18 protein-coding genes and 5 pseudogenes are annotated in these 23,163 nt (G+C 56.7%); 10 read left to right on the top strand and 13 right to left on the bottom strand.

Going from position 1 to position 23,163, the window contains the following annotated elements; translation table 11 throughout:
- The 4 genes and pseudogenes from AD944_RS17645 to AD944_RS04280 all read right to left on the bottom strand — a co-directional run.
- A partial coding sequence (locus AD944_RS17645; protein ID WP_456303782.1) for a hypothetical protein occupies nt 1-348 on the bottom strand: 348 nt, incomplete at its 3' end.
- A pseudogene (locus tag AD944_RS17705) lies at nt 349-684 on the bottom strand (reverse transcriptase/maturase family protein); the annotation flags it as partial.
- A gap of 27 nt (nt 685-711) precedes the next feature.
- Nucleotides 712-969 (bottom strand): RNA-dependent RNA polymerase family protein, encoded by a 258-nt coding sequence (locus AD944_RS17235; protein ID WP_197460719.1) that lies wholly within the window; start codon nt 967-969, stop codon nt 712-714.
- Between the two features lie 688 nt (nt 970-1,657).
- Nucleotides 1,658-2,065, bottom strand: a pseudogene (locus AD944_RS04280) (transposase); the annotation flags it as partial.
- 581 nt (nt 2,066-2,646) lie between these two features.
- Between AD944_RS04280 and AD944_RS04275 the strand changes: the two are divergent.
- Together AD944_RS04275 and AD944_RS04270 are read left to right on the top strand one after the other, a co-directional pair.
- Nucleotides 2,647-4,137: pseudogene (locus AD944_RS04275) on the top strand (TonB-dependent receptor domain-containing protein).
- Nucleotides 4,138-4,199: 62 nt separating this feature from the next.
- Complete coding sequence (locus AD944_RS04270) at nt 4,200-6,125, top strand: CocE/NonD family hydrolase (protein WP_045543424.1); 1,926 nt, start codon at nt 4,200-4,202, stop codon at nt 6,123-6,125.
- Nucleotides 6,126-6,143: 18 nt separating this feature from the next.
- Here the strand turns inward: AD944_RS04270 and AD944_RS04265 are convergent, their stop codons facing one another.
- The 9 genes and pseudogenes from AD944_RS04265 to AD944_RS04225 all read right to left on the bottom strand — a co-directional run bounded on the left by AD944_RS04265 (nt 6,144) and on the right by AD944_RS04225 (nt 18,369).
- Entirely contained in the window at nt 6,144-6,878 is a 735-nt protein-coding gene (locus tag AD944_RS04265; protein ID WP_236709313.1) for a M15 family metallopeptidase, read from the bottom strand.
- A gap of 678 nt (nt 6,879-7,556) precedes the next feature.
- Nucleotides 7,557-7,880, bottom strand: a pseudogene (locus AD944_RS04260) (IS30 family transposase); the annotation flags it as partial.
- A 197-nt stretch (nt 7,881-8,077) separates the two neighbouring features.
- On the bottom strand, nt 8,078-9,589 hold the full coding sequence (locus AD944_RS04255) for a succinate CoA transferase (protein WP_045543426.1): 1,512 nt from the start codon (nt 9,587-9,589) through the stop codon (nt 8,078-8,080).
- 60 nt (nt 9,590-9,649) lie between these two features.
- The gene (locus AD944_RS04250) at nt 9,650-10,837 is read right to left on the bottom strand and encodes an acetyl-CoA C-acyltransferase (RefSeq protein ID WP_045543427.1); all 1,188 of its coding nucleotides are present in this window, start codon (nt 10,835-10,837) and stop codon (nt 9,650-9,652) included.
- Nucleotides 10,838-10,866: 29 nt separating this feature from the next.
- On the bottom strand, nt 10,867-11,802 hold the full coding sequence (locus AD944_RS04245) for an electron transfer flavoprotein subunit alpha/FixB family protein (protein WP_045543428.1): 936 nt from the start codon (nt 11,800-11,802) through the stop codon (nt 10,867-10,869).
- 31 nt (nt 11,803-11,833) lie between these two features.
- Nucleotides 11,834-12,583 (bottom strand): electron transfer flavoprotein subunit beta/FixA family protein, encoded by a 750-nt coding sequence (locus tag AD944_RS04240; RefSeq protein WP_045543429.1) that lies wholly within the window; start codon nt 12,581-12,583, stop codon nt 11,834-11,836.
- Nucleotides 12,584-12,612: 29 nt separating this feature from the next.
- The gene (locus tag AD944_RS04235; RefSeq protein WP_045543430.1) at nt 12,613-14,385 is read right to left on the bottom strand and encodes an acyl-CoA dehydrogenase C-terminal domain-containing protein; all 1,773 of its coding nucleotides are present in this window, start codon (nt 14,383-14,385) and stop codon (nt 12,613-12,615) included.
- A 27-nt stretch (nt 14,386-14,412) separates the two neighbouring features.
- Entirely contained in the window at nt 14,413-16,677 is a 2,265-nt protein-coding gene (locus AD944_RS04230; RefSeq protein ID WP_045543431.1) for a 3-hydroxyacyl-CoA dehydrogenase/enoyl-CoA hydratase family protein, read from the bottom strand.
- A gap of 45 nt (nt 16,678-16,722) precedes the next feature.
- Nucleotides 16,723-18,369, bottom strand: a complete 1,647-nt coding sequence (locus AD944_RS04225) for an electron transfer flavoprotein-ubiquinone oxidoreductase (RefSeq protein WP_045543432.1) — start codon at nt 18,367-18,369, stop codon at nt 16,723-16,725.
- A 184-nt stretch (nt 18,370-18,553) separates the two neighbouring features.
- Between AD944_RS04225 and AD944_RS04220 the strand changes: the two genes are divergently transcribed.
- The 8 genes and pseudogenes from AD944_RS04220 to AD944_RS04195 all read left to right on the top strand — a co-directional run.
- Nucleotides 18,554-19,222 carry a TetR/AcrR family transcriptional regulator gene (locus AD944_RS04220; protein ID WP_081939109.1) on the top strand — a complete coding sequence of 223 codons (669 nt, stop codon included), beginning with the start codon at nt 18,554-18,556 and terminating at the stop codon, nt 19,220-19,222.
- Between the two features lie 323 nt (nt 19,223-19,545).
- A pseudogene (locus tag AD944_RS16665) lies at nt 19,546-19,659 on the top strand (IS5/IS1182 family transposase); the annotation flags it as partial.
- 314 nt (nt 19,660-19,973) lie between these two features.
- Entirely contained in the window at nt 19,974-20,579 is a 606-nt protein-coding gene (locus tag AD944_RS17360; protein ID WP_236709314.1) for a hypothetical protein, read from the top strand.
- A 40-nt stretch (nt 20,580-20,619) separates the two neighbouring features.
- On the top strand, nt 20,620-20,991 hold the full coding sequence (locus AD944_RS17355) for a DEAD/DEAH box helicase family protein (protein ID WP_236709315.1): 372 nt from the start codon (nt 20,620-20,622) through the stop codon (nt 20,989-20,991).
- A 210-nt stretch (nt 20,992-21,201) separates the two neighbouring features.
- On the top strand, nt 21,202-21,633 hold the full coding sequence (locus AD944_RS16255) for a recombinase family protein (RefSeq protein WP_306310199.1): 432 nt from the start codon (nt 21,202-21,204) through the stop codon (nt 21,631-21,633).
- A 93-nt stretch (nt 21,634-21,726) separates the two neighbouring features.
- Entirely contained in the window at nt 21,727-21,924 is a 198-nt protein-coding gene (locus tag AD944_RS04205) for an AbrB/MazE/SpoVT family DNA-binding domain-containing protein (RefSeq protein WP_045543435.1), read from the top strand.
- Nucleotides 21,924-22,337, top strand: a complete 414-nt coding sequence (locus AD944_RS04200) for a PIN domain-containing protein (protein WP_045543436.1) — start codon at nt 21,924-21,926, stop codon at nt 22,335-22,337. Before AD944_RS04205 ends, AD944_RS04200 begins: the two co-directional genes overlap by 1 nt.
- Nucleotides 22,338-22,584: 247 nt before the next feature.
- Nucleotides 22,585-23,163 (top strand): DUF6538 domain-containing protein (locus AD944_RS04195; RefSeq protein WP_346190209.1); only part of this gene is annotated, 579 nt, incomplete at its 3' end.

The raw sequence follows: 23,163 nt of genomic DNA, 5'->3' as shown, positions 1-23,163 counted from the left end.
CTCCCGAGATACAGTCAACTTGAGCGATTTCTCAACGAAGTCAGTCACGTCGGCCATAATCTGTGTGGTTTCTTCTTTCGTGCCGATTACACCGATCAGGAAGTCGTCTGCGTATCGCACATAGTGCAATCGCTTAAACTCCGGATCATGCATATCCACACTCGGAAGGGTTCTCAGCTTTTTGCTCAACTCTTCCATTTCGGTCAGGTAGATCACTGACTTTTCGTGGGTTTCCCCATGTTGTCGGATGAACTCCCTGCGACGCCCAATCTGGTAGATGAGTGCCCTATACTCCTTGTTGGGCTTTCTTCGCTTTCCCTTGTTGAAGGCGCGTATCTTTTCGTCCATGAACTTATCGAGTTCATGGAGATAAATATTTGCCAGAATTGGGGAGATTACGCCTCCTTGCGGTGTTCCCGTGTAGGTTGCGTTATACTTCCAATTTTCAAGGTAGCCCGCCTTGAGAAACAGTGCGATCAGCTTGATGAAAGCCTTATCGTCGATTTGGGTTTCCAGAATACTGACCAGTTTCTCATGGTCGATGCTGTCGAAGTATCCCTTGATGTCAACTTCGCATATCCATTTCGTTCCCTTCCAGCTATCGACGATTTCCCGTAGTGCGGTATGGCATGACCGACTCGGCCGAAAACCATGTGAGCGATCTGTGAAGATCGGCTCATAAATGATTTCCAGTAGAGTGCGGGCAACCTCCTACACCAGCTTGTCGTTTCCTGTTGGTATGCCCAAAGGGCGTTTCTTCCCGTTGGGATTTTTAGGGTCCTTCAGGATATACATCCTGCGGACAGGTTTAGGACGATAGCTGCCGTCTCTTATGGAAGCCATAAGGTCTTGCAGTCGCCCCATGCCAAAACCGTGCAGCGTATTGTCATCTACACCTCGGGTCAGAGCCCCTCGGTTCGATTGAATACGTGCGTAGGCCGTCAGCCACAAATCCTCATGATTTCTCATGATTTTGTGCAGCTTTTTGACCTTCGCGCCTGAGCGGACTGCTCCACTGACGCCTTCCAAAGCTCTGCTGGTTCGATCGGACAGCACTGACTGCCCTCCCTTCATCATCAGAAAGCGTTACTACAAACTGCTTTCCTTCCCCCTTACCTCGCCGGGTTTCACAGCCATTGCTGCCTGCTTATACCGTCGTTTCAGGCCGGATTGGATACCGCCTGCAAGGTCCGTTACAACCTCACCTTGGGTACTATGAAAGCTCCGTCACCATATTGGTCAGCAAGCTGACCAACTTAGGCGATCCCGCATTTCCAACCACTCAAGTCGTCGCATTTAGGTTCCGCATTCAATCCTTGACCACCCTCGCCGGGCAGGTGTCGGAGACATCAGGTGAGACGGTGTTCTGATCTCTCCGTCTCAATCTCCGAGGAGGCGTCTCAACAGCCCTACGCCACCAACATTCCGGGTTCACTCAGATCTACGATTCAACCAATCCAGGCTTAACCTTGTGCGACTTGCAATGACGCCCGCTTGCTCGACTGCTTTGCCTCGCTGCGCCTTTTTCCTGACATGCTACTTTCCCCCTCCGGCTTTCGCCGGTTACAGCCTGTTGCCAGACAGAGGTAGGTCAGGCTTGCAATGGACATCCTGATAGTCCATACTCACGATTGCGCGTAAGTGCTTGAAATAGTTAGAAAAACGACGCACTTAGAAAGGCGTCAAATCGGTCAAACAGTCTTTCAATGGCACCCGCCTGTGTCAGACGTTCGCAAAACAGCCAGATGGTTTTGGCATCCAGCACCCAGTCCGATAGCCCTAGACCAAGGAACCGTATAAAGGACAGGCGGTCGTTGATCAGGTAATCCGTCCGCTCGTCGGACAAATTGTTCAACGTCTGGATCACCAAAATTTTGAACATCAGCACCGGATCGAATGGCCGTCGCCCGCCTTTGCTCCCGGCCGAATACGCCAGAGCCTGGTTCAGATCCGGACGGAAGACTACAAAATCCACAATCCAGCAAAAGACCTCTAGTTGATCGCCAAGCCCGCTCAACCAGGCAAGCCGCTCTTCCACATCAAAAAAGCCAGACTGCTTCATGATCCATGCCCCCAATCAACGCAGGAGTGAGGGAATCACACAGCGAGGCCCCAAATCAGAGGGTTTTTCGAACCCTCCACGCCATTCCGCATGAGATGTTTGTGCATAACAGTCAGGCCATAATTGCCAATGGCATAGTCTGGTTTGACGCCCGTGGGGCTACCGCTATCAACAGCAGTGCCTGCCCGGTTCCCACTCAACAACTCAAGCCTAGCCTCCTTAACCCAGGGTTATAATCCCCGTCCATTATCGATATTGACAATATTAGTTACGATTAAACAACATGCTGTTACAGGATCGTGTGCCCAAATGGAGCTCTAGCAACGACTGCCTTATGCACACGGATCCAGACAGGAACACACCACGGAGCAGGGGTTCAGGATGGGCGCGCGCAACAAAGCTGTAAAAAACGCTATAGTCAGTCACTTTTGCTCTTTGGTACGGCGCTGGCAGGTCTGATTTTTGATACCAGTGTGGGTGCCGCTGCGCCCTCCACAGTCGGCTCAGGCATCAAAAAGCGCTCATCCCATGCCGTTGCTGCGCACACAACACCATCTGCTGTTGCAGCGCGAAAAGACCATACGTTGCCTCGTAAAAAACGCAGCACAGGCCCTCTGCTCAGTAAAGATAGCGAAGAAGTCAACGTCAGCACGCGCCGCGTTGCCAGTCATGGCGCTGAGGTCACCGTAAGTCGTAAGGTCATGGACCGGTTTGTTGAGGGCACCAACCCGATGCAGATCCTTGCCCAAACCACCCCGGGCGCCAACTTTACCTCTACGGATGCCTTTGGGCTTGATACCTACGCAAACACGTTCTACGTCCGCGGCTTCAACCAGATGCAGATTGGGGCCACCCTTGATGGCATACCGCTGGGCACACAGGGCTTCCTGAACACAAACGGTGTCTCCATCACGCAGGCCATGATTCAGGATGACATTGGCGGTATGTCGATGTCTCAGGGGGCTGGCGCGCTGGACTCCTTCTCCGCCCAGAACCTTGGCGGGGCCATGACCTATACCTCGTCTGACCCGAAGGATAAGGCTGGCGGTAAAGTCAGTCAGACTTTTGGCAGTTATAATGCCTTCCGCACCTATGGGCGCGTTGACAGTGGCATCCTGAATTCCACCGGCACAAAATTCTATGCCTCCTTTGCCCGCACCAAATCAGATTTGTGGAAAGGTCAGGGCTGGAATACGTATTAACGGCACCCTGTTAACGGGTCACTCACATCCTCTGCAGCATTCCTGCCGCATTTTAATTTTGATTATCATTTCCTCAGCCATCATGAATTCTACTGGGATATTGCAGAAAATATGCGGGCGTATGATTACTTTGCGCAAACTGGGGGTGACAACCCGTGGGGTGGTCTGGGCAATGCCAACCGCCCTGCGCAGGTTGTGTTTGATGAAAGCAAGAAGGTTCTGCGCCCGGAGCGCACATGGAACTATGTTGTGGGCTACCGCTATGACAGTCGCTTTTTCTCAGCCTCTGCGGATTTCTACCATACGGACTATTACAACCGCCTCGCCTCAATCACTGAGGGCAGCGCCAATAATGCGAACAATGCCTACCTGAACGTAGGCCGGGAAACCATGAACGGTGCCGACGTGCTGGCCACCATCCGCCCGATTGCAGGGCTTGAAATTACCAACAGCTTTAGCTGGAACAATGCCGAATACCAAAGCCGCTCCATCAATTACAGCGGAGAGAATTACAACATTAAAGGCAAGCATCAGGTCTACTATCCAAAGTTCATGTATAAAGCTAACCTGAACTACACCTACAAACGGGCCATGTTTAACTTTAACGTCAACTATATTGGCTCCCGCCCGATGACGTATATGAATGATGAGAGCATTCCGGCCTACTGGCTCGCCAACCTGAACCTTGCTTATAATTTTGGGAAAATTGGCTTCACACAGAACATGAAAGCCACTTTCGGGATCACCAACCTGTTTGACAAGAATTATATTGGCGGCGTTTACGGCTCCGCTTCCGTCACTGGGGATGATAACGCAAACCTGTTTGTTGCATCCCCACGCCAGTTCTTTGGCACAGTCTCGGCTGAGTTCTAACAGTCATTTTTCGGTAAAATCTGCCTAAAAGACTGGTATAGTTTTTTATAATCAGGAGTTCCATGTTCAAGCATTTTCTTCTTCCGCTCTGCATGACTGCACTTTCAACGCCTGCCTTCGCGCAGGCTCCTGCCGCGCAGAATGCTGACATTGCCCCTGATATGCCTGCAAAATTTACGGTCAATACAGACAAGTTTGACTTCATCCGCCAGGATGTGATGATCCCCATGCGTGATGGCGTCAAACTGCACACCGTCATTCTCATCCCCAAATCCGCCCACAATGCCCCTATTCTGCTGACCCGCACGCCGTATAACGCCCAGCACATGACCTCTCTAGCAGAAAGCGGCACCATGCGTTCTGTATTGCAGGGTTATGATAATATGCCGGATGTTATCGCGGATGGCGGCTATATCCGCGTGGTGCAGGATTTACGTGGCAAATACGGCTCCGAGGGGCAGTATGTCATGAACCGCCCGCTCCGTGGGCCACTCAACCACACCAAAGTTGACCATAGTACCGACACCTGGGACACCATTGAATGGCTGGTCCATAACCTCCCGCAGAGCAACGGCAAAGTTGGCATTATCGGCGTCTCTTACAACGGCTATACATCCCTGACGGCCCTGATTAACCCGCATCCGGCCCTGAAAGTGTCCGTCCCCATGAACCCGATGGTAGATGGCTGGATGGGCGATGACTGGTTCCATAACGGCGCCTTCCGTGAGGAAATGCTGTCCTACATCTACAATCAGGATTCCACAGCAAAGAAGACAGCCATCTGGTGGGGCAACGAGTATGACAATTACGATCTTTTCCTGAATTCGGTTTCCGCCGGCGCGCTGGGGAAAGAGCGCGGCATGGAGCAGATCGGCTTTTTCCGGCAGCTTCTGGCGCATCCGGCGTATGATAGCTGGTGGCAGCAGCAGGCTATGGACCATGTACTTGCAGACCAGCCGCTAAAAGTGCCAACGCTCCTTGTCCACAGCCTGTGGGATCAGGAAGATAATTACGGGGCCATTGCCCTTTACTATGCGCTCAAACAAAAGCAGGCCGACCAGCCCAACCTCTGGCTGGCTATGGGGCCGTGGAATCATGGCGGTGAGATCAAAGAAGTCAGCACGCTTGGCCCCATCAAGCTCCATTCCGATACCGGCCTGTATTTCCGCAAAAAAATTCTTGAACCCTTTCTGGCCCATTATCTGAAAGATGATACTGTGGCCCTGCCTCAGCACGTGTCCGCCTACCGCTCTGGGTCTGATAACTGGCAAACCGCTGACGCACTCCCGGCCCGTGACTGTACAACGCACTGCGCCACCCTGCACTTTACAGCCAAAAATCAGCTTGCTCTTAACGGCGCTGCTGAAACCGCAGGCTCTGTCAGCTATGTGTCTGACCCGGCCCACCCTGTGCCGTATGTTGAGCGTCCCGTTATTACCCGAGGGGCTGCCAATTCCGCATGGGATAACTGGCTTTCAACCGACCAGCGCAATGCGGCGTCCCGCCCGGATGTGGCCACCTTTACCTCACCCATCCTGACACAGCCGGTCGCACTGGATGGCCAGCCGTTTGTAAATCTGACGGCCACAACAACCGGCACGGATGGCGATTTTGTTGTGAAACTGATTGACGTCTACCCGGATGAAGTGCCCGAACAGCGGGAACTGGGCGGGTATCAGTTAATGATCAGCAGTGACATTCTGCGTGGGCGGTATCGCAAAAGCTTTGAACACCCCGAGGCTATTCCGGCCAATCAGGCTCAGCTTTACCAGTTCCGGCTGCCGATCATGAACCACACGTTCCTGCCCGGCCACCGCATTATGGTGCAGGTGCAGTCAAGCTGGTTCCCGTTGTATGACCGCAACCCGCAAACCTATGTCAGCTCCATCTTCACCGCACCGGCGGAAGCCTATAAGCCCGCCACCATCACCATTGATACGGCAAAAAGCTGGCTTACGGTGCATACGGCAGACGCCGCCACACCGTAAGGCACGGCTCAAAGATCGTTATTTGATGTCCTCAAAGCGGATGTTCTGCACTGGGTATTTCTTCCAGTCCCTGTAATCAAAATGCCACCATTCAGCAGGGAGCTGTATAAAGCCTTCCTGCTGCATGGCATCCCGCAGCAGATCCCGTGCCTTTTTCTGCTCTTTCGGCGCATCCGGATAGTTGGAATACGCGCGGGGCGTCATTTCATCAAACCCGCTGGGCATGGTCACCTGCTGCCCGGTGTTCAGATCATACAGGGTCAGGTCCACTGCACAGCCCCGGTTATGTCTGGAACCGTGCGCGGGGTTGGCGACAAACTGGTGTTTGTCCACAGGCGTTGCGTCCCAGAACAGCTTGGTAATAAACCACGGGCGATAGGCGTCAAAAAACAAAAGCCCATAGCCTTTTGTTTTCAAATATTCCGAGGCTCTGTAAAGCGCTTCCGCCGCCGGCTTTTCCAAAAAGGCATGCGATGACGAATAAACTGGCGTGCTGAGGAAATTCTCTGTTGTGGCATAACGGATATCAAATTTGAAATCCGGCGTGAGTGTTGCAAGATCCACCAGATCTGGCGCACGCAACCCCGCATCCTGCACCGGGGGTGAGGCCGCAAGGGCCTCCCGCATTAAAACATCAAGAGGTTTAACCGGCGTAATCCGAAAGACCATCGCAGCCTTATCCTTCTCCGCACCCCAGGCAATTGCAGGATGCATGACCAGAACCGCAAGAAAGAAGAGCTTTGATGTCTGCATGGCCGTTTCTTCAAGGGTTCAGGGTGAAAAAGTGAATTCTATCGTTTCATGCCGCGGAACGGAAGCGCTCTCAACTCTTTCTGGATGTGTCCGGTTTAGTTCCGGACCTTTAAGACCGAAGATAGTCTGAAGGAGAATTGGAATGAGACGAGTTTATAAGGCAGAGTTCCGGCGCGATGTGGTGCGTTTAGCTCTGGGCAGCGGTCTGTCGCGTTAGCATATTGCCCAGGATCTGGGTATCGGCTCTTCAACGTCGAAGAAATGGATCCGCGATACGCAGAAGCTTGATACTGTCATCGCTGACACAACGGATCATACGGCGTTATTGCGTGAGAATGAGAGATTACGCCGTGAGAACCTTCTGCTGCGGGAGGAGAGGGAGCTGTTAAAAAAGGCGACACAGTTCTTCGCGAGCCAAAGGTCGTGAGGTTTGCCTTTATTGCTCGGTATCATGGGCCACTTTCACGCAAAAGGGTGTGTCGTTTGTTTGGCGTCAGCGACCGGGGTTTCAGGGCATGGCGACGACGTCCGGTCTGTACCCTCAGAAGACAGGATGACATTCTGATTGTACCTATACGCGCCATTCACGCACAGAGCAGACGAAGCTACGGTCGTCTCCGCATGACAGCCACCACCAGGCTGCATCCATCATGCGGATCGTGGCAAGCCAGGGCGGATTCAACCGGTCATCGCAACACCATCGATTATATGTTGTTTGAGAAGTTGGTCGAGTGCCTCTACCGGTGTTTTCCAACCGAGTGTTTTGCGTGGCCGTGTATTTAGGGCATGGGCAACCGTATCCAATGCATCGGTATCATGCTGGCTGATATCCGTTCCCTTTGGGAAGTATTGGCGCAACAGACCATTGGTGTTTTCGTTGCCGCCACGTTGCCAGCGGCTTTGTGGATCGCAGAAGTTGATATCAAGACCGGTATTGATCTGGAGTTGGGCGTGTTGTGCCATCTCCGCTCCCTAATCCCAGGTCATCCACCCCCTCAGTTCTCAGTGAAAATCAACAAAACAATCAACGGTTCTTCGAACCCTCCATATCCATCGGGGGAGATAAGCCACCCGCCGAGTTGGTGTACATGGGCATGGCGACTACCTGCAGGGTCGGAATGACGTCAGGCGGTAAAGAACTGGCATGGTACGTCATTTTTCTCTGGCGATGGAAAAAAGTTTGTCGGTTCCGATGTTGCTCACCGGGGCATCATGACGCCCGTATCCATCAGACGTTGATGCCATGAAAGCGCCTCGGACAGGATATGCGGCGTATCTCCACCAGACTGGCGTTCGGCGCGCTGCATATAGTCCAGCAGCAATGGGCGGTAGGCGGGATGGGCACAGTGGGTGATGATCTGGCGCGCCCTGTCCCGCGCGCATAGCCCGCGCAGATCGGCCAGGCCCTGTTCCGTTACCACCACCTGAACGTCCTGGCTGATATGATCGACATGGGACACCATAGGAACGATTGAAGAAATATCGCGATTTTTCGCAATGGAGGGTGTCATGAAAATCGACAGCATCGCACTTCTGGCAAAATCGCCCGAGCCGCCGATCCCGTTCTGCACGCGCGACCCCGCGACCCGGGTCGAATTGACATTGCCGTAGATATCGACCTCAATCGCCGCATTCATGGCAATGGCGTTCAGGGCGCGCACGACGGAGGGATTGTTGCTGACCTCCTGTGGGCGCAGGACAATCCTGTCACGCAGACTGTGCATCTGCGTATTTGCGAAATCCGCGCAGGCGGGGCTCAGGTAAAGAGCTGCCCCTGAAATGGCTGTCATCCTACCACTGCGCAGCATGTCCAGCATGCCGTCCTGAATGACTTCCGTATAGGCGGTCAGATTCTCGAAGGGCGCATTGGCCAGCCCGCCCATGACCGCGTTGGCGATATTGCCGACACCCGATTGCAAAGGTGGCAGGGCGCGTGGCAGACGACCGCGCGCAACCTCGTTTTGAAGAAAATCAAGAATATGCCCCGCAATGATCGCCGCATCCGGGTCCGAGCGGAACGTGATGCTCTGCTCGGCTTCATGCGTGAACACGACTGCCGCGACCTTGTTGGGGTCCACATGCAGGACCGCCTGGCCCACACGCGTGCCGGGTGTTGCGATCCGTGCGAGGGTTGCGGCGGCATACGGGACGGTGGTGTTCCAGATATCGTGCAGCCCTTCGATCTGGGGCGTGTGCCACGTATTGATCTCGATAATTACCCTGTCGGCCAGATCAAGCCAGGTCTGTGCGTTACCGATCGCAAAGGTGGGCACGAACCCACCATCGGCGCGCACCAGTGCGACCTCGATGATTGCCACGTCAATCTTGCCGAAAAAGCCTGCCCGGGCCCAAGACGCCACGCGGCTGAGATGCGTATCGACATAGGTAATGCTGCCGGCGTTGATTTTTTTGCGCATGATCGGGTCGCTCATATAAGGCATGCGGAAACTGACCGCATCCGCATCCGCCAGCACGCCATCGACATCGGTCATGGTAGAGGCCCCGGTGAACAGCCTGAGCGCAAACGGTTCACCCTGCGCATGGCGTTCCTTCGCCATGGCAGCAAGGGCACGCGGCACGGCCTTGGGCGTGCCCCCTGCCCCGAAACCGCTGGTGGCGATCGTCTCCTTGTCCGCGATCAGCCGGGCGGCCTCATCGGCGGTCATCACCCTGTCGCGGAACGCGTGGTATCCGATCCGTTCTGTTGTCATGCTCTCTCAGACTTTCCCGCTTGCTTCGGCCCCGTCAGGGCCGGAGCGTTCTGTGTTGTATCAGGGCAGTTCCACAGCCATGGCGATTGCCTCACCACCGCCGATACAGGCCGAAGCCACCCCTTTGTGCCGGCCCCGCGCCTTCAGCGCATGGATCAGGGTGGTGATCAGCCGCGCCCCGGTCGCGCCAATGGGGTGGCCGAGCGCGCAGGCGCCGCCATTGACATTCAGCCGTTCATCAGGAATGCCGAGGTCTTTCTGCGCCACCATGGCCGTCACGGCGAAGGCCTCGTTCACCTCGAAAAGATCGACATCTCCCACCCGCCAGTCCACATTGCTGAGCAGTTTTTCCATGGCGGGTACAGGGGCTATGGTAAAATCCCGCGGCACCATGGCATGGACCGAATACCCCCTGACAGTTGCAAGAACCGGCAGGCCCAGTTTTTCGGCCTGTGTCCGCCGGGTCATGACCAAGGCCGCCGCACCGTCTGAAATACCGGACGAACTGGCCGGGGTTATGGTGCCGTCCTTACCGAAAGCCGGGCGCAGGGTCGGGATTTTTTTCGGATCGGCCTTGAGCGGGTTTTCATCGTGGCTTATCACAACCTCGCCTTTGCGGGTCTTGACGGTGATGGGCGCAATTTCCGCCGCGAATGCGCCACTTTCCACTGCCTTACGGGCCCGCTCTAAGGTTTGGATGGCGTAGTCATCCTGCTGTTCGCGGGTGAAACCATACTGGCGCACTGTCAGTTCCGCAAAATGCCCCATGAGCTGGCCGGGTTCGTAAGCATCTTCCAGACCGTCATGAAACATGTGGTCGTAAATCTCGCCATGGCCAAGCCTGTAGCCGCTGCGGGCCTTTTTCAGCAGATAGGGCGCATTGGTCATGCTTTCCTGCCCACCGGCGACGACAAGACTGGCCGAACCGGCCGCCAGCGCGTCATATCCTAGGCCCATGGCCATCATGCCCGAACCGCACAGCTTGTTGACGCTGAGCGTTGGAGCACTGAACGGCAGCCCTCCGTAATGGGCGGCCTGACGGGCCGGGTTCTGCCGCAGCCCGGCGCTTAGCACGCACCCCATGAACACGCCGTCAACCAGTGTGGGGTCCACGCCGCTGCGCGCGATGGCGGTGCGAATGGCGGTCGCACCCAGATGGGGTGCTTCGATGGTGGAAAAATCTCCCTGGAACCAGCCAATGGGCGTCCGGGCTGCCGAAACGATGACGACGGGATCGGAAACAGTCATTTTTTGAGGACTCCTCAGGTGCTGCTGGCTCAGCCCAGTGCGCGCACCAGTTCCGGAACAAGGGTGAAAAGGTCGCCGACAAGACCGAAATCAGCGACCTGAAAAATTGGGGCGTCAGGGTCCTTGTTGATCGCCACGATCACTTTCGAATCCTTCATGCCGGCGAGATGCTGGATCGCGCCGGAAATACCGATGGCGACATAAAGCTCGGGGGCGACAATCTTGCCTGTCTGCCCCACCTGCAGGTCATTGGGCGCGTAGCTGGCGTCCACCGCCGCACGGGACGCCCCGATGGCCGCATGCCAGCACTCGGCCAGCGGCGCGAGCACCGTCTGGAAAGCCTGGGCCGATCCCAGCCCGCGCCCGCCCGAAACGACGATCTGCGCGGATGTCAGTTCTGGCCGTTCGCTTTTTGTCAGTTCCTCGCTCACAAAACGGGCTTTCCAAGCCCTGGCGGGCAGGCTGACGCTCTCCACCGGGGCAGCGACACTGCCCTGCGGTGCGGCGTCGAAGGCGGAACTGCGGATGGTGACGACCTTGAGCACATCGGTGCTCTGCACCGTCTCGATGGCGTTGCCCGCATAGACCGGGCGCTCGAACGTGTCGGCCGCAATCACGCGCGTTATGTCTGAGACCTGCATCACGTCGCGCCGGGCGGCGACGCGAGGCAGGATATCCTTGCCGATAGAGGTCGCCGGGGCGATCACGGCTACATAATCCGCACTCAGCCCCACCAGCAGGTCCGCCACGGGTTCGGCCAGCAGATGCGCCAGGGCCGGGTCATCAGCCACGAGCACCTTGTCCACGCCGGATACATTCGCCGCGACCTGCGCGATGGGCCCCACGTTCTCACCCGCGACAAGCACGTGGATGGCGCCACCCATGTCGCGGGCAGCGCTGACAGCGCGGGCGGTCGCGTCGCCCAGCGTGTGTCCGTCATGATCGGCAAGAAGAAGAATGGTCATGTCGTTGCTCTTTCCGTTCGGGCCGCCGGCCTCAGATCACGCCGGCGGCGCGCAGGTCCCTGACGAGTTCGCTCACATTGGCGACGCGGCGTCCGGCCTTGCGGGGTTCGGGAGGCTTTACGCCCAGCACGTTCAGGCGCGCCGCCATATCCAGCCCGCAGTTGGCGACCGGGGTTATGTCCAGCACCTTCTTGCGCGCCTTCATGATATTGGGCAGGGAGCAATGGCGCGGTTCGTTCAGGCGCAGGTCTGTCGTCACCACGGCCGGCAGCGGCAGGGCGAGTGTCTGGTGCCCGCCATCGACCTCACGCGTGACATGCAGGGTGCCCGCGTCCACTGCCACGGCGGATGCAAACGTCGCCTGCGGCCAGTCCAGAAGGGCCGCCAACATCTGGCCCGTCTGGTTGCAGTCATCGTCCACGGCCTGCTTGCCCAGAATGACCAGATCGGGGTTTTCTTCCTCAACCACGATGCGGATCAGCTTTGCGGCCGTCAGGGGTTCGATGGGCCGGTCCGTCTCGATCAGGCGCGCGCGATCCGCCCCCATCGCCATGGCCTGGCGCAGAATGTCCTGCGCCTTGGCCGGGCCGATGCTGATCGCCACCACCTCTTCAGCCAGGCCTTTTTCCTTCAGCCTTACCGCTTCCTCGATCGCGATTTCGCAGAACGGGTTGATCGACAGCTTCATGCCTGACAGATCGACGCCGCTGCCATCCGCCTTCACACGCGGGCGCACATTGGCGTCCAGAACCATCTTTATTGGGACAAGAATTTTTTTCATGGAATAATGTCCTGTCTTGTTGCGTCCGGTCAGAACATTTCGTCGGGCAGCGCCATGATGGAGCCCGCGCCCGCGCCGATCTGCTGGGTCAGGGCCGCGGCCTGCGGCAGCACGCGCTGCATGAAGAAGGTTGCCGCCGCGCGCTTGTGCCGCACGCGTGGCTCCAGCAAAGTCTTTCCGGGGGCTGCGCAGGCCAGCACCATGCGCAGCCACATCCAACCGAAGCTGACCAGGGCGAAAAGCCGCAGGTAATCGACGGCGGCGGCATTACGGTCATCAGCGCTGGCAAGATCGCCGCTGACAAGCCGCGCCGTCACGCCTTCGAGCAGGTCCAAGGCAGCGCGCAGGGGTTCGGCCAGGGCTGCGGCGTAGCTGTCCATGGCCGCACTGGCGAGCGTCTGGTGGATCTGGGCGAAATAGGCGCGAACCGGCTGACCGTCGGCCAGGCTCAGCTTGCGGATGACGAGATCCTGCGCCTGAATGCCGTTGGTGCCTTCATAAATCATCGCGATCCGGGCATCGCGCACATACTGTTCCTGCCCCCATTCGCGAATATAGCCGTGCCCACCCAGCACCTGCTGGCCGGCGACCGCCGCCTCGAACCCGAAATCGGTCAGGGCCGCCTTGATGACGGGGGTCAGGAGGGCGACGTTCTCACCCGCGCGCTGGCGGACGGCATCATCGGGGTGAAATTTCTCCCGGTCCATTTCCAGCGCCGTGTAAACAGCCATGGCGCGGGCCGCCTCGATGAAAGACTGCATGGAAAGCAGCATGCGGCGCACATCTGCATGGGCAATGATAGGCACAACGCCGCTGCGATCGTCGGCGCGACCCTGAAGGCGCTCACGCGCATAGGCCAGCGCGGTCTGGCCCGACGCATCGGCCACACCCAGCCCCTGCACACCCACGAACAGGCGTTCAGCGTTCATCATCGTGAACATGGCCGCGAGCCCACGATTTGGCTCGCCCACCATCCAGCCCTGGCATCCGTCATAATTCATCACGCAGGTCGGCTGGGCGTGGATACCCATCTTATGTTCCAACGCCCCGACGGAAATGGCGTTCTGCGCTCCCAGTGACCCATCAGCGTTGACGAGCACCTTGGGGCACAGGAACAGACTGATGCCCTTCGTGCCGGCGGGTGCGTCCGGAAGACGGGCCAGCACGAGGTGAATGACGTTTTCCGCCATGTCGTGATCGCCCGAGGAGATGAAAATCTTCGACCCTGTAACCGTCCATGACCCATCAGACCGCGGCACGGCCGTCGTCTTGAGCAGCCCGAGGTCGGAACCGGCATTGCCTTCTGTCAGCGCCATGGCTCCTGTCCAGACACCGCTGATCATATTGGGTAGATAGGTATCCTTGAGATTCTGGCAGGCGTGCGCCTCGATAGCCTCACACGCCCCGCGTGTCAGGCCGGGGAACAGACCGAAAGAGAGGTTGGAGGCCGAAAGCATTTCATCGACCAGAATCTGCACCGTGCGCGGCAGGTTCTGTCCGCCATAATCCGTCGGGGCCGACAGCCCACCCCATCCCGCGTCGGAAAAGGCTTTCCAGGCCTCGGCAAAACCCTGTGGAGTGCGGACAACGCCGTTTTCCAGACGGCATCCTTCGATATCGCCCACCGCATTCAGCGGATAGAGAATTTCCGAGCAGAATTTTCCAGCTTCCTCAAGAATATTGCCTATGGTTTCAAGATCGTTCTCCTTCTGCTCAGGTAATTCAGCAAAGACATCCTCCACGCGGAACACGTCGCGCAGGAGAAACATCATATCCTCGACAGGGGCTTTGTAGTGCGGCATGGTTTCTGCTCCAGTTCGAACAGGGTTTCAGTTTTTCAGGGGTTTTCCGGTCTCGAGCATGTGCGCGATACGCGCACGTGTGAGGTCTGTAAAAACGATTTCGAGAAAATACATGGTGACGCGATCAGTTATCTCCGCAAGTGAAACCGACGTTTCTGCGTCACCTGAAAGGATTTCCACCAGCCCGGCACCCAGAACGCGGTCATGGGGGGACAGGCTGTCCTGCTGCTGCGCCAGTATTTCGGCCAATACCGTGCGATGCGGCAGAACCACGGAGGGCGGTACTGCGGGGATAAAACCGGCCGCCAGATCAACCGCCCAGTCCCGCGCGGTGGCGATCAGGCGGTCCACGTTCATCACCACCCGGTCGGTCTGGCGGATCAGGTTCTGGGCCTGGGCGGCAAAGCCACAGGGGGCGACCACACCGCGCAGGACCCCGGCAAAAACCTGCTTCGCCGCCTCCTCGGGCGACAGACCGGCTTCGTGGTGACGCAGCAGCCAGCGCGCGACGCCACCCCAGCCCGGCAACAGGCCCACGCGGCTTTCGACAAGGCCTATGCTGGCCTCCGTATGCAGGGCATCCGCGCTGACATGCAGCAGGAATTCGCAGCCACCGCCCAGCGCCAGAGCTCCCGCCGCCCCGACAACGGGAAACGGTGCGGCGGCAAAGGCGTTAAAGCTGTCCACGCCATCGGCAAGGAAACGCGCAAGGCCCGCCTTGTCGTTCTTTTCGGACATAGCCAGCATGCCCTTGAGATCGGCCCCCGCACTGAACACCCGCCCGTCATTGCCCGCAACAAGGGCGCGAAAATGCCTTGGGGTTTCAACAAGAACCCGGCGCATGCTGTCCAGCAACGCGGGCGTGAAAACGTTCATCGGCGTGCGGAATTCGAACAGGCCCACGCCCTCGCCAATATCCCACAGGGATGCCGCATCCGTCGTAAAAACCGGCTGGCCGGCCAAGCGCAGGGCAGGCAGCGCGATAACAGCTGCTGGCTGGGCGACAGGCTCGCGCACCGCCCCGGCACCGGCCGGAACCAGGACCGTGCGCTGGCCGCCAGCCTGGCCATAGAACCCGCCCTCCCCCGCTGCCGCCAGCAGGGTGGGCACGGCCTGTCCATCCAGCGCCAGACGGATTGCGAAGGCCGCCGCCCCCAGTTGGTCGATCAGTTCGAACGGGCCTGCCCGCCAGGCGTAGCCCAGCCGCATAGCCGTATCGACTTGATCGGGGCGATCCGCGATTTCGGGCACCAGCGCTGCCGCATAAGCCAGCGTGCGCGACATGACCGCCCAGGCGTATCGGCCCGCCGGTGTGTCGGACGCAATCAGCGTTGCGGCATCCATCCTGGGCAGGACCGGACTTTCACGCGGGCGCCAGCGTCTGGTCGTGGGGTCGAATGTCTCCTTCACGCGGCGGTCCGCGCTCTGGCGGTAAAACCCGCCACCCGATTTGCGACCTTTCAGCCCCTGGGCCAGCATGGCTGCCACCAGTTCGGGCGCGGCCTCGTAAGCCTGTACGGCATCACCAGCGGGAAGTGCGTGCTGCAACGAGCGGATCAGCCCGGGCATGAGGTCGATGCCGATCAGGTCCCACAGTCCGAACATGCCGGTACTGGGAAAACCGAAGGGGCGGCCCATGACGGCATCCGCCAGTTCGGGCGAAATGCCCAGCTTCAGCGCTTCACCCAGACCCGCAGCCAGCCAGTAGCAGCCGATGCGGTTGGCGATAAAACCCGGTGTGTCCTTGCACGGAACAATGGTTTTACCCAGCACATGGTCCATGAAATGGGTTGCGCGTTCCACGGTTTCGTGTTTCGTGCGCGGACCCGACACCAGTTCCAGCAATCGCATATGACGTGGCGGGTTGAAGAAATGCGTAATCAGCATATCGCCTGCAAGCTCGAGCGAAGCATTGGCGACCAGTTCAGCCAGTGGAATGGTAGATGTATTGGATGAAACGATACACCCTGCCCTGCGCACCGTGTCGATCTGCGCGAACAGATCGCGCTTGATGTCGATCCGTTCGGCAACGGCCTCCACAATCCAGTCACAGTCCTGCAAAAGACCCAGATCGGTCCTGGTGCTGGCGGTCGTAACCCGAGCGGCGAATTCGGGCATCATGAACCCACCCGATTTCACCTGCCGCGCTACCCCCTCAGCCGCAAGTTGTGCGTCCAGATCCAGCAGCACGACATCCACGCCGCAACTGGCCATATGGGCTGCAATGCCCGCGCCCATGGTTCCGGCACCGATGACACCACATTTACGAAATTTATCGCCTTTGTAAGACATGTTTTGTTCCTTGCGGATTATGGACTGTGCAATGGGATGTTCTGCCTACATGCCAGCATAGATCGGGCCACCCCCGCCTTCGGGTGGGGTCCAGGTAATGTTCTGGTTCGGATCCTTGATGTCGCAGGTCTTGCAATGCACACAGTTCTGCGCATTGATGACGAAACTGTCCGATCCATCGGGTGATTTTGCGATTTCATACACGCCGGCTGGGCAGTAGAGCCGCGCCGGTTCCCCGTAAAGCGGCAGGTTCCGCCCCAGCGGAACGGTGGGATCAGCCAATTTCAGGTGGCAGGGCTGGTTTTCCGCATGTGTGGTTCCAGACAGAAACACCGATGACAGCCGATCAAAGGTCAGAACTTGATCCGGCTTGGAGTAGGTAATGGGCGTCACCTCCGCCAGCAGTTTGAGCGTCGCCCAGTCCGGCTTGTCATGCCGTAGTGTGCCAAAAGGCGATTTACCGAAAAGCGTGTGGCACCACATATCCAGCGCCCCAAGCGCGACACCCATCGGCAATCCGTGGCGTGACCACAGCGGCTTGACGTTGCGCACAGCAAAAAGATCCCGCCCGATGGGGCTGTCCTGCCAGCCATCGCGCCAGGCGGTCAGTTCCGCTGCGTCTGGATCGGCCACAAGGGCGTCGGCCACCTGCATGCCCGAGGCAATGGCGTTATGCGTCCCCTTGATGCGGGGCACGTTCATGAAACCCGCGGCACAACCGATCAACGCCCCGCCCGGAAAAGTCAGGCGTGGCACGGCCTGCCAGCCGCCTTCGGTCAGGGCGCGCGCGCCATAGGCGATCCGCTTACCGCCCTCCAGCAGGGCGCGCATGCTTGGGTGGGTCTTGAAACGCTGGAACTCATCAAACGGCGACAGAGTCGGGTTAGTATAGTCCAGATGCACGACAAACCCTACAGTCAGCAGATTGTCCTGACCATGATAGACAAAGGACCCACCGCCTGTTTTGCGGTCCAGCGGCCAGCCGAGCGTATGCATGATACGACCCGGCACAACGCGGCCAGGCGGCAGTTCCCAGATTTCCTTCAAACCGGTGCCGAATTTCTGAAAGCCGGACTGTGCGTCCAGACCGAAATGCGCGATGGCGATCTTGCTCAGCGAACCGCGCGCACCTTCAGCCAGCAACGTGTGCGTTGCACGTAACTCTATACCTGAAGTGTAGTTTCTCGAATGCGTGCCATCTTTATCGACCCCCATATCCCCCGTCACGATGCCTATGACACGACCGGCGGGATCGAATAGAAGTTCCGTCGCGGCAATTGCCGGATAGATATCAACGCCAAGGTCTTCGGCCTTTTTTGCAAGATAGGCTACGACCTTGCCCAGAGAACCGATAAAGCAGCCTTTGTTACTCATCAACGGCGGGAACAGCTTTTCAGGCAGAGGGATGGCGCGCCGCTGTGTTAGGAACGCAAAATGATCGTCCGTGACCTCGGTTTGGAGCGGGCGGTCGGTATCGGTGCGCCAGTCGGGCAGCAGCGCATCCAAGCCAGAGGGGTCCATGACCATGCCTGACAAGCTGTGCGCCCCGGGTTCAGCCCCTTTTTCCACCACAATAACCGCCATGTCCGGTGCGCGCTGCTTCAGCCTGATCGCGGCCGAAAGCCCTGCGGGACCTGCCCCCACAATCACCACGTCGCAAGTTACGTGATCGCGTTGTGTCAATTCGTCCATTACCAGCGCCTTCCTGTCGGGAATTGCCGCCCGATTCACAACCAAACATTTGTTAGAATTAAAGGAAGGCAATTTTTTGCGTGCTGTCGAGAGAAAATGCACATAGACATGGTCACAGCTGTATGAGCAGGCGTGTTCCCGCTTGTTCGCGCGGCACGTATCCGCCCTTGTTTTCCGGTTGCCTATGAAACGATCCGCCCAGCCCGCCACCGCCTCCAAAAGCCCGCGCACCAGACACGCAAAAGACGTGCCCGCCCGTGCGCGGACCCAGCCTGAAGACGGAAAACCCCGCACCCCGGGGCAGGAGGAAGGAGCAGACAGACGCCATGAAATTCTGGAAATAGCAGCAGAACTGTTCGCCGAACGGGGCTACCGGGCCACATCGATTCGCGACATTGCGGAGCGAGCCGGCCTGCTGGCCGGATCGCTCTACTATCATATCCGCTCGAAAGAGGCTTTATTCGTTGAAATCCATAATACGGCCCTGGCGGCAGCAGCCATGCGTATCCACAACGCACTGGAGGACGTAACAGACCCTTGGGCGCGCTTGCAGGCGGCCTGCCTGGAAATGCTGGAAATCCAGCTCAATTCAGGCTCCCTGACCCTACCGATCATGAATAACCTGCGCAGCGTGCCGACAAGTGTCCGCGATGTCCTGATCCAGCAACGTGACGATTTTGAAAAAATCTTTCGCGGGCTCGTGGCGGATCTGCCCCTTGATCGCAATATCGATAAAAATCTTTACCGCATTTTATTGCTCAGTCTGCTGAACTCAGCTGATGGATGGTTTCGCGAAGGGCGTCTGTCGCGTGAGGAGATTGCCGAACAGATACTCAGGATTTTTAGGCATTAATCTCCGTAACCTTGACAAAGCCCCAAACCAGTGGGTTGAGTGGCGAGGTCGAGGGACCCTTGATCGTTGCCACAGCGCTCACACGTGGTTTGGGCTTGTAACGGTTTTGTGCCGGTCATCTGAGCGCTTTAAGTTCGTATCAGGAGACCGACGAGACCATGAAGCGTACGGAAGATTTCAAGCGCAAGGCCGTGAGGATTGCATTGAGCAGCGGGTTGTCACGCATATGCAACCGCATTAGACGCTCAACAGTGCGGCGCGCGCCCTGCTATCCCTCACGCCGCAGGCTGTGCCAGGCTACGCGCGCACCATAAACATTATGGTTGTTCATCCAGACCGTAGGCATCTCTCGAGCCACCATGAGGATCGGACTGGCCAACATCGTCTATAACATGCGTCGTTTTCTCCTCTTGGAGCGGATTAACGCCGCCACATAGCAATCCAGAGCATGAAATCCTCGCTCTGCTCAAATCGCAGAGCGAAAATCATTATCCAGAAACCTCAATACCAGCCTGCCGCCCCCAAAATCAGGCAGAAAAGTCTTCAACTCACGGTTCTTCAGACCCTCCATCTTGCGCGGCCAAATATGTGCCGTCGCACAGATGGTCCTGTCGATCGCCTGAAGATCACTTAGAAAATTACACTCTGATCCCCGACAGTCTTCTGTGACGAAGTATAGATCTTTCTTAAGGTTGCGCTCTGCGAGATCCTAGGCGCATGCATGAGATTATCGAGAGTTGTGGAGATTTCAGTGACAGGCGACCATGAACAGACTGCTGACTACGTTGAAATCACCACAGAGGAAAAAAAGCCCCAACTTCGGATCGTCTTACAGGAAACGGTCAATGCCAGCCTGTGGGAAAACAGTGTCCCGATCCTTGAAGAACTGGAATTCGACAACAGGACCGAAAATATATATCCACTTGTCGAAATAAACATTACCAGCGAGCCGCATTTTCTGACGCCTCGGTCATGGATGCTCCAGCAGATCGGTCCCGATGACCTTCGGGTTCTGAATGATCGTGATCTGACCTTGGACGGCCCATTGCTCTCTGCCCAGACCGAAGCGTCAAGGGCTGTAGTGACCATTATCGCCCGTGCGGAAGAACAGGAACTTGCGAGGGTAACACGCGATGTCCGGATGCTTGCCCGCAACGAATGGGGGGCCTGTCCGGTATCCCCGACATCCTCGCCGCCTTTGTACTTCCCAATGACCCCGCTATTGCCCGTATCCTGCGCAGTGCATCCGAGATCCTCCGGCAAGCGGGGCAATCCCCTTCCCTGGAAGGCTATCAGGGGGACAAAGTGCGCGTATCCGGCTTCCCCTGCTGGAAGGAGAGACGCTTCCGGAAGATGAGTCCGGCCTTGATGTTCCAAAAATCATCGAAGCCTTCCGGTTGCACCTGCGACACATTCCGGGACGGGAAATTCGCGACCACGTCAGTCTGACGACATTGAGCTTCGCGAAATTCCTGATGTGGAAGGATCTGCTGGAACGAAAAGAGCATCTTGCCACAAACGACGTCGCGAGCCGCCTACTAAACGGCGTCAAGGATGGCGAGCAGACAGGTTCTCCTCTGTCGGACGGTTTTAATCCTGCTGGCGACCTCGACGACGCTCTCGCCAAAGCCGATCTCGTGTGCCCGACGGAGGCTGACTCATCTCAGCTCAAGGCCATCGCACGCGCGGCAGCGCGCAAAAACTTCGTCCTGATCGGGCCACCTGGCACAGGAAAAAGTCAGGACTTAATCAAACAAACATCGTGGTAAGTTGCCCCTTTCCTTTAATGTAAAGAGGTGGGGCATGGATCGAAAAATAGAGTATGCACGGGTCAGCACAGTGGGACAGACCCTTGATATACAAGTGAAAACTTTAAAAGAGTTTGGGTGCGTAAAATTTACCGCGAAAAAGCAAGCGGCGCGAATGCCGAGCGTTCATAGCTCAAAAAGCTGATTGCCACGGTTACTGAAGGTGACGTTGTGGTTGTCACCCGTATCGACAGACTCGCCCGCAGTACTTTCGATCTCTTTTCTATATTTAAAGACATTACAAATAAAAAGGTACAGTTTCATTCAATAGATGAACCATGGACTGATACGAGCACCAGCACCGGACGACTGATGCTTGCTATCCTTGGAGGCCTCGCTGATGTCGAACGCGATCTGATCAGAACCAGAACATCCGAAGGCCGCGTCAGAGCCACCAAACAGGGAAAGCAGATGGGACGACCATCCAGACTGACCGCTGCTCAAAAATGGGATATCAGAGTAAAAAGAAAAAACGGAACGACGCTCAAGTCTTTGGCAACAAGCTATGGACTCAGTGAGAGTGCCGTCTCCAGAATTGCACGGTCTCATGACACACTGAAATCGACAACAGAATCCCCATCCGACCCGTCTTTTGACACGTGAAATTCTTTTCAGAAAACTGGAAGCTAGCTGAATCATCTTGCAAATTAGATATACATAAATTATTTTTGTTTATCCGATTTATGGGAGATTGTCATGCAAGTGTCTAAATGGGGTAACAGCCTGGCTGTCCGAATTCCCTCACACATTGTCAAACAACTCGGCCTTCAGGAAGGCGACAATGTGGACGCTCTTTTTACACGTCTTAAATCCAAAGAAGAAGCTCTTCGTTCGCTAAAGGAGATCGGTAAAAAACTGCCTTCAGGGTTTCGCTTTGAACGACCCGAAGACTGATGTCTCTCTTTCTGGATACGAACATCCTTCTCTATGCCATGATGGAGGAAGGAACAGAGAAGGCTGGTATCGCTGACAGCATTCTTCTGGATCAAGATTGTCATATTTCGGTGCAGACACTCAACGAAGCAACCAATACGCTAAGACGTAAAACCAAACTTCCACTGAACGACATCAAAACACTTATTACGGACTTCCGGGGACTGGTCACCATTCACCCCATCACAGAGGCCGTTTACAGTCGGGGTTGGGCAATCATTGAACGCTATGGGCTCCACACCTATGACGCCATGATTTTAGCCTGCGCTATAGAAAACGGTATCGAAATCCTACTGTCCGAAGACATGCAGAATGGTCAGCAGATTTTCGATATGGTGACAATCATTAACCCCTTTCAGAAAGCTACAGATTAGGGTTAAACTGGTTTCTTCACGTTCCCAGATTGTTTAACCAACGCCGGGGACAAAAATACCAACCAGAAGACAGCACGCCGCATTCTATTTGCTGTTTCAATAGGTTAGAAAAGTGTCACTGCGGGTTGATGCAGGTTCGAGTCCCGCAGTTCGCACCACAGACACCTGAAATAGCACGATTTTTCGGCTGAATGAGGGGCAAAGACTGTCTTTGCTCCATCATCCTTCCCCACTGAGGGAAGATTCTATGCTCCGAGTTAGAGGCACCACCTATCACTTCCGCCGTATCGTTCCCCCTGCCCTGCGAACAGCCTTAAACCGGCGGGAAATCTGGGTTTGCCTGAAAACAGGCTACCAGAACGAAGCCCGCAAACGGGCATCACTCCTTCATGCCAGAACCACAGAATTGTTCTCTCAGACCCATTCTGTGCTGGCTGAACCAGACGCCTTAAGCAGGCTTGAGGGACTGCGGGTTTCACTGCGGGATTTGCAGAGCGCGAACCTGCCTTCATCTGCTCAGGAAACAGAGGCCGTACCAGTTTCAGCAGCGATGCCAAAACCCCGAACGATGAAGAAAACGGCCAAAGCACCAAAAGCCCAACCTTTAATGCTCTCCGGTGCCCTCAAACGCTTCGTACTGGACAGCCCCCATGCCAGTGCTGACACCAAGAAAGCGACCCAGCGGGCAGTGGACCTATTTCTTCAAGCGTTTGGAGATGCGCCTGTATCCATCATAGGGGGCGAAAAGGCTGGAGCATTCCGTGACCTGCTGTTTTCCCTTCCTGCGTCACTGGCGGCGGCATCTGTCGTCTTCCATTTCTGGATG

The organism is Acetobacter tropicalis (assembly GCF_001580915.1).
In the GTDB taxonomy this organism is placed as follows: domain Bacteria; phylum Pseudomonadota; class Alphaproteobacteria; order Acetobacterales; family Acetobacteraceae; genus Acetobacter; species Acetobacter tropicalis.
Note: the sequence above shows the minus strand (reverse complement) of the source record. Positions and strands in the feature narration are given on the sequence as shown.